Source organism: Frankia tisae (genome assembly GCF_025403405.1).
In the GTDB taxonomy this organism is placed as follows: Bacteria; Actinomycetota; Actinomycetes; order Frankiales; family Frankiaceae; genus Frankia; species Frankia tisai.
Map to the genome: position 1 here is coordinate 1 of NZ_JANEZT010000388.1, position 6088 is coordinate 6088.

At 70.6% G+C, this 6088-nt stretch carries 8 protein-coding genes; 3 read left to right on the forward strand and 5 right to left on the reverse strand.

What is annotated here, in order from left to right; genetic code table 11:
- Nucleotides 1-74 precede the first annotated feature (74 nt).
- Entirely contained in the window at nt 75-731 is a 657-nt protein-coding gene (locus tag NBZ85_RS26220; RefSeq protein WP_261562795.1) for a TetR/AcrR family transcriptional regulator, read from the reverse strand.
- Nucleotides 732-866: 135 nt separating this feature from the next.
- On the opposite strand from NBZ85_RS26220, the gene NBZ85_RS26225 reads away from it, so the two are divergent.
- Both NBZ85_RS26225 and NBZ85_RS34135 read left to right on the forward strand, forming a co-directional pair.
- The gene (locus tag NBZ85_RS26225) at nt 867-2375 is read left to right on the forward strand and encodes a DHA2 family efflux MFS transporter permease subunit (RefSeq protein ID WP_261556623.1); all 1509 of its coding nucleotides are present in this window, start codon (nt 867-869) and stop codon (nt 2373-2375) included.
- Entirely contained in the window at nt 2372-2848 is a 477-nt protein-coding gene (locus NBZ85_RS34135) for a DUF6480 family protein (protein WP_498041263.1), read from the forward strand. Before NBZ85_RS26225 ends, NBZ85_RS34135 begins: the two co-directional genes overlap by 4 nt.
- Here the strand turns inward: NBZ85_RS34135 and NBZ85_RS26230 are convergent.
- The 3 genes from NBZ85_RS26230 to NBZ85_RS33895 form a co-directional block, all read right to left on the reverse strand.
- Entirely contained in the window at nt 2766-2954 is a 189-nt protein-coding gene (locus NBZ85_RS26230) for a DUF2795 domain-containing protein (RefSeq protein ID WP_261556624.1), read from the reverse strand. The two genes, NBZ85_RS34135 and NBZ85_RS26230, sit on opposite strands and share 83 nt — an antisense overlap.
- 102 nt (nt 2955-3056) lie before the next feature.
- Nucleotides 3057-4322 (reverse strand): TIR domain-containing protein, encoded by a 1266-nt coding sequence (locus NBZ85_RS26235; RefSeq protein ID WP_261556625.1) that lies wholly within the window; start codon nt 4320-4322, stop codon nt 3057-3059.
- Between the two features lie 304 nt (nt 4323-4626).
- Nucleotides 4627-4944 (reverse strand): hypothetical protein, encoded by a 318-nt coding sequence (locus NBZ85_RS33895; protein ID WP_261556626.1) that lies wholly within the window; start codon nt 4942-4944, stop codon nt 4627-4629.
- Between the two features lie 150 nt (nt 4945-5094).
- Between NBZ85_RS33895 and NBZ85_RS26245 the strand changes: the two genes are divergently transcribed.
- Nucleotides 5095-5499 (forward strand): ATP-binding protein, encoded by a 405-nt coding sequence (locus tag NBZ85_RS26245; protein WP_261556627.1) that lies wholly within the window; start codon nt 5095-5097, stop codon nt 5497-5499.
- On the opposite strand, the gene NBZ85_RS26250 is transcribed toward NBZ85_RS26245, so the two are convergent.
- Nucleotides 5488-6088, reverse strand: a 601-nt coding sequence (locus tag NBZ85_RS26250) for an MFS transporter (protein WP_498041264.1), incomplete at its 5' end; no start/stop codon positions are given. The genes NBZ85_RS26245 and NBZ85_RS26250 overlap by 12 nt on opposite strands.

The following is a 6088-nucleotide window of genomic DNA, read 5'->3' on the forward strand; positions in this document are numbered from 1 at the left end:
CCCCTGATCCGCCCCCGCCCACTGGCCCGGCGGGCTGACCCGGCGGGCGGGCGGGTCGCCGACGGCCGGCGGTGTCAGGCCAGCGCGGCCGTGGCCACGGTCGTCGCGGCGGGGCCGGAGGCGGTACCGAAGGCGTGCAGGAAGGTGTCGACCGCGGCGCGGGCGACGGCGTGCTGCTCGGCGGGGGAGATGACCCTGGTGCCATACCGGCACCGGGCCTCCAATGAGCCGGTGAGCAGGGCGGCGAGCTGCTCGGCGGCGGCGGCCGGATCCCCCCCGCGCAGGTGGCCGGCCAGGGCGAGGCGGGCCAGGCGGTCGGCGAGCGCCTCGGTGACCGGGTCCGATGCCCGGCCGGTGATGATGTCGAGCAGGTCGGGGAACTGGTTGATCTCCGCGTAGAGCAGGCGCCGCAGCGCCCAGCCGCGCTCGTCGCAGTAGCACGCGACGAGCTGGCGGCCGACGTCCTCCAGCGTCACGCGCAGGTCGCCGTCGTAGTCACGTAGCCGGTCGACGGCCGCGAGGTTCTTCGCCATCGCCCGGTCCGCCTCGGCGGCGATCGCCGCGCGCAGCAGAGTCTGCTTGTCTCCGAAGTGGTTGTAGATCGTGTGCTTGGCGACGCGTGCCTCGGCCGCGATCGCGTCCAGCGTGGCCTGCGCATACCCCTCGCGGGCGAACACCACGAACGCGGTGGCGTCCGGTCCGGCGGCCGCGGCAGGCGTCCTCCCACTCATCACAACACCGTATCCCATCACCTTTGATTCTCTGCACCGACTGGTGCAGTAGAACAACCCGACTGGTTCCATGGAACGATGCGGACTGTTACAGTGCACCGGTCAGTGTAGATTTGGGGACTCGAGAGGTGAGAAATGGCTCAGGCGCTGGACGAGGGCCGGTTCGATCCCGTGCTGCGACGGCTGATCGCTGTCGTGCTCCTCGGCGGGATCATGGGAATCCTCGATGGATCCATGGTGGCCGTCGGAGTGGACACCCTGGCCGCGCGGTTCGACGCGGCGCTGAGCACGATCGGCTGGGTCTCCACCGGCTACCTGCTGGCGCTGACCGTCGCCATCCCGGTCACCACGTGGGCCGTCGACCGGTTCGGCGCCCGCCGGCTGTGGCTGGCGGGCCTCGTCGCCTTCCTGGCCGCCTCGCTCGCCTCGGGGCTGGCCTGGAACGTCAGCAGCCTGATCGTCTTCCGGGTTCTGCAGGGGCTGGCCGCGGGCCTGCTCGACCCGCTTGTGCTCACCCTGCTGGCCCGCGCCGCCGGCCCGGCCCGGGCGGGCCGGGTGATGGGGCTGATGGGCATGGTCCTCTCCGCCGGCCCGGTCCTCGGCCTCATCGTCGGCGGCGCCGTGCTGGCGCACCTGTCCTGGCGGTGGATGTTCCTGATCAACCTGCCGATCGGGGCGGTCGCGCTGGTCGGCGCGCTGCGTGTCATCCCGCGCGACACGCCGACCGGCGAGGCGCCGCGAACCCGGCTCGACACCATCGGGGTGGCGCTGCTCGGACCCGGATTCGCCACGGCGGTTCTGGCCCTGTCCCAGGCCGCGGACCGCACCACCGTCGCCGCCTGGCAGGTGCTGCTCCCGCTGGCCGCCGCCGTCGCGCTGCTCGCCGGCTACGCCGTGCACGCCCTGCGCCCGGCGGCCGCCCGGCGCATGCCGCCGCTGATCGACCTGCGGCTGTTCACCAGTGGCGGCTTCTCAGCCAGCGTTACGATCATGATGCTGGTCGGTCTGGCGATGTTCGCGAACCTGTTCGTGCTCCCGCTGTACTACCAGCAGCAGCACGGGCGCGGCCCGCTCGCCTCCGGGTTGCTCGTCGCGCCGTTCGCCGTCGCCGCCATCGTCGGCATGCCGCTGGCGGGCCGGCTGTCCGATCGGCTCGGCGCCCGGCGGCTGGTCCGCGCCGGGGCGCTCGTCGCCGCCGTCGGCGAGTTCGCGTTCACCCGGGTGGGGGCGCACACCGCCGAGGTCTGGCCGGCGCTCGCCGCGTTCGTCGTCGGCCTGGGGCTGAGCTTCGTCGGCGCCCCGACGATGGGCTCGCTGTACCGGACGCTGCCGCCGGCATCGGTGCCGCAGGGCAGCTCGGTGCTCTACATCCTCAACCAGCTCGGCGCCGCGATCGGGATCGCCGTCGTCACCCTCATCCTGGCCACCGTGGGCGACGGCACCGGCGTGGCCGGGTTCCACGGGGTCTACTGGTTCGCGCTGGCCACCATTGCGATCATCCTGACCGCCGGCCTGTTCCTCCCCGGCCGCCCGGAGCCCGCGCCGCGGTCGGCCGCCGAGCCGGCGACGGAATCGGCCGCCCTGGCGGCTGTGGAGCCGGCCGGGCGGGTTGGCCGGGCTGAGGCGGGCACGCCGAGGTCATGACACCCGACAAGAGGCTGCTGGCCCGCTCGGGCCCGGCCCGGGCCGGCCTCGCGCGACCCGCTCACGCCCACGCTCACGCCGGCGCGCGATCCCGCGCGGCCGGTTCACCCGTCGACCCGGACCCGGGCCACACCACCGGCCTCGAACCCGGCGGTGGCGTGCCGCCGGGAGAGACTCCGCCCTCTGAATCGTCTCGCCGTCTCGCCGCTCCGCAGCCATGGCAGGTTTCCGCGTCAGCTCGATGCCCGCCAACCAGTGACGCCGGCTGGCCGGCTCCGTCTCGACGGGAGCCTGCGGTCGGGCCGGGAAGCGGGTGCAACCGACCCGACCGCAGGAGTGCCGCGATCGATTACCGTTACAGGAATTCTGCGATAAGTGAACCGTTACTGGTCAGGACTTCCCGGACAGCTCCTTGGAGATTGCATTCGGGCCGCTGTACTGCCGCTCCGGAATCTTCTCCAGAGTGCGGATGAGGGATTCGTCCGCGCCGTTCTCCTTTGCCTTCTTCACGATTGACGCACGATCGGCCGGGTAGTCGACACCCTTGAGGAACTTCTGTGCCTCGATTGCTGTGGTCATGAAGCCATCTTGACCCGCCGCCCGGCCGCCAAAACCTCGTCCGCGGAATACTGCGGAATGTGACGTCGACGTTTCGGAAGCCGATGAATGTACCTGGCGGAGTCAGACGTAGAAGGTCTCGTCCACCACCTCGTCAGGAAGGTAGGCGAGAGCTCGCAGCAGATTTTCGCGGCCGGGCGCATCGGGTGCAAACTTCTCGGTGTCCACATTGATGCACAGCAGCGCGATCAGGCCGAACACTCGGTGGTAAATCGGGATGGTCGTGCTTCTTACTCTGCGACCGTTCGACAGGCGGCCCTGATAGACGGCCACGTCGGGGCCCGGCGGGTTCACGATCCGGGCCAGCGCCACATTGCTCACCGGCGAACCCACCTGTCGCCCGGTAAACACGTTCTGGATGGCGCAGACCGAACGAAGGGGGTCTCGGGTGTCGTGCAGGACGAACTCGATCGGTAGGTTGGCGAACATCACACCGACACCGTTGGTCAGGTTGATCAGTGGTTCGATGAGGTTTCTCTGCTGGGCCTGGGGCCCGTCCATGTACTTCATTTCCTCGCGAAACTCCGCCTTGACCTGTTGCACCAGGTCATAGGTGTCCGGGGAGATTTCAACGTCCTGGTGGTTCTGGGTCACCAGGTAGATGAGTTCCACGGCGGCGCGGACGTTCCGGTCGGCGATGACCCGCCGGCAGGCCCGCCGCAGATACTCGGGGTCAAGGTTCGGGCGCCCCTCCCCCCACCGCACCGGATACTCTGCCAAGCTGGCTAGTGGCGCGCCCCGGAGCAGGGATTCGGAGCTGCGAAAGCGCCTGGGTACCGCCCCGGGAAGCCCGGTTCCGGTGCCTTTTGACGTGCCCGGAAACGGTGGCTTCTTCTTAGGCTTTGCCCGATCCGCCCGCGCGTGCGAGACCTGTGCCAGCAGGAGATTGCTAGTGGCCGCCTCGTCTGCCATGTCGAACAGGTCGAAGGTCTTGATGTCGCCAAGCAGCCCGGGGAGGTCGCAGTCCGAAATTCTGACCGGTAGCAGCCTGCTGGCAGACCCGCTGGGATCGCTCCCGTAGGCGACCTTCCACTCTCGTTCCTTGTCTGGGGACGTGAGGTAGCTCTCCGACAGCAGTGCGATCATGCACTCCGACTGGGTCATGGCCTTCTGCAGGAAGGCCACCGAGCTCTCTCCGGGCCTGAAATCCCAATCCGGCAGCAGGATCCGGTAGTCCGCATCCTCGAGTTGCCAGGCGACCCATTCCCCCCATGCGTGGTCGTCGGGGTGGCAAGAGACGAAGAAGTCATACTTGGTGCGGCCTCCGGTGTCCGTCGGCTCCGGATCGGCCGCCTCCCGCGGGCTCGTGTCGTCCATGTTTGTCAGCATGCCACCCACCCTTGGGACGGGATGCGACGGCACCGGGTCCGACCGCCATCCGCGTTGGGCGATGCAGCAGGTGTCCAACCCGGGCGAGCCGAGTTCTCCTCGAGAAACCTGTCGACTGGCAATCAACGGCCCGATCCGCGCTGCCGGGCAGGCAGCACATCCTGCACTGGCCGTGTCGTACGCAATTGCCTGGACGGCGAGACGGCGAGACGGCGAGACGGTGGTCCGCACCCTGCTGGTAGGAGCGACCTGATCAGCGGGGTGGCTCGGAGGTCGGGCAGGTGGCGGTGGCCGTCGCCATTCGTCACGAGCGTGCGACCAACCCGTCGACGCTGGTCAGGACGTCCGTCGAAGTGAGGGTCAGTAGGCCGGCTCCGGGCGTCGGGGCGAACGGGTCGCCGCGGGTGCGCCGCACCACCCCCGGGCCGCCGCCATGCGGACCGACCCTGCTGGAGGCGATGCACCTGAGCATGCCGGTCGTCGCGCTGGAGGCTATCGAGGCGACCGAGGCGGTGCCGACCGAGGCGGGTGTGCTGGCCACCGATCCGGCGGTGTGGCCACCGATCCGGCGGTGCTCGTCGACGCCGCCCGGCGGTCCGTCGCCGATTCGGAGCTGGCGCACGCCTACGGGAAGAGAGTCCGGCGGGCAGGCCCCTGACCCGGCGCGGGCCCGGGCGATTCCTGGCCGACCGGGACGGCGTCCTCGCGCAGGTAGTCCGATGAGCAGCACGGCGACGGTTTAGCCCTGGATTGCCCCGGATAGGGGGATGTCATGTCGGTCGGGTCGGAGCCACCAGTTGGGACCTTCCTCGACCGGTTCGTCCTACCGGCGGGTCCAGCCGCTCCCGGTCAGGCCCGCCGGAGGTTGGCGGCGGACCTGGCCGGCAGGGGCGTCCCGGCCGAGGTGACCGAGACCGTCCTGCTGCTCGCCAGCGAGCTGGTCACCAACGCCGTGCTGTACGGCCACGGCGAGCCGGTGCTGGAGATCCGGACCACGGAGAGCACGGTGTGGGTGGGCGTGCGGGACCCGGACCACCATCGGCCGCAGGTACGCCTCGCCGACGCCGACTCGCTCGGCGGTCGCGGCCTGCACCTCGTCGACGCTCTCGCGGAGGACTGGGGCGCGGCGCCGGTTGCCGGCGACGGCAAGACCGTGTGGTTCCTCCTACGGCGCTGACGCCGGCCGCGGCCGCGGGATCGCCAGGCAGGCCAGCCCGGCGAGGACGACCGCCGTGTCGGTGATGATCCAGCCCAGGTCGTAGGCGTCGGTGAGCGAGCCGAGGTCGCCGGCCGTCGCCCCGCCGAGCGCCGCGACGAGCAGGGCGGTCCCGATCACGGTGCCGATCTGGCGGGCCATGGTCACCACCGCGGAACCGGTGGAGAAGGTCGCCGTCGGCAGCGCGGTGACGGCCGCGCTGATCAGCGTCGGCAGAATCAGCCCGACGCCGATTCCGGTGAGCAGCATCCCGGGCAGCATGGCACCGACGTAGTCCGGATGCGGGTTCATCCGCAGGATCCACCAGGTGATCCCACCCCCGAACACGACGCAGCCGGCGGCGGCCACCCGCCCCGCCCCGAGGCGGGCCACCAGCGGCCCGGTGGCGATGGCCAGCCCCGGCACCATCAGCGGTCCGGGGGCGATGGCGAGCCCGGTCCGCAGCGCCGACCAGTGCCAGACATTCTGGCACCACAGGACCCCCGACAGCAGCATGGCCGCGAACGCCACGCTGAACACGAAGGCGGCCACCGAGGCGGTGCTGAAGGTC

What these genes read in the sequence shown, in the direction of transcription:
- NBZ85_RS26220 (WP_261562795.1), bottom strand. Translation starts at nt 731, where the DNA reads ATGAGTGGGAGGACGCCTGCCGCGGCCGCCGGACCGGACGCCACCGCG.
- NBZ85_RS26225 (WP_261556623.1), top strand. Translation starts at nt 867, where the DNA reads ATGGCTCAGGCGCTGGACGAGGGCCGGTTCGATCCCGTGCTGCGACGG.
- NBZ85_RS34135 (WP_498041263.1), top strand. Translation starts at nt 2,372, where the DNA reads ATGACACCCGACAAGAGGCTGCTGGCCCGCTCGGGCCCGGCCCGGGCC.
- NBZ85_RS26230 (WP_261556624.1), bottom strand. Translation starts at nt 2,954, where the DNA reads ATGACCACAGCAATCGAGGCACAGAAGTTCCTCAAGGGTGTCGACTAC.
- NBZ85_RS26235 (WP_261556625.1), bottom strand. Translation starts at nt 4,322, where the DNA reads ATGCTGACAAACATGGACGACACGAGCCCGCGGGAGGCGGCCGATCCG.
- NBZ85_RS26245 (WP_261556627.1), top strand. Translation starts at nt 5,095, where the DNA reads ATGTCGGTCGGGTCGGAGCCACCAGTTGGGACCTTCCTCGACCGGTTC.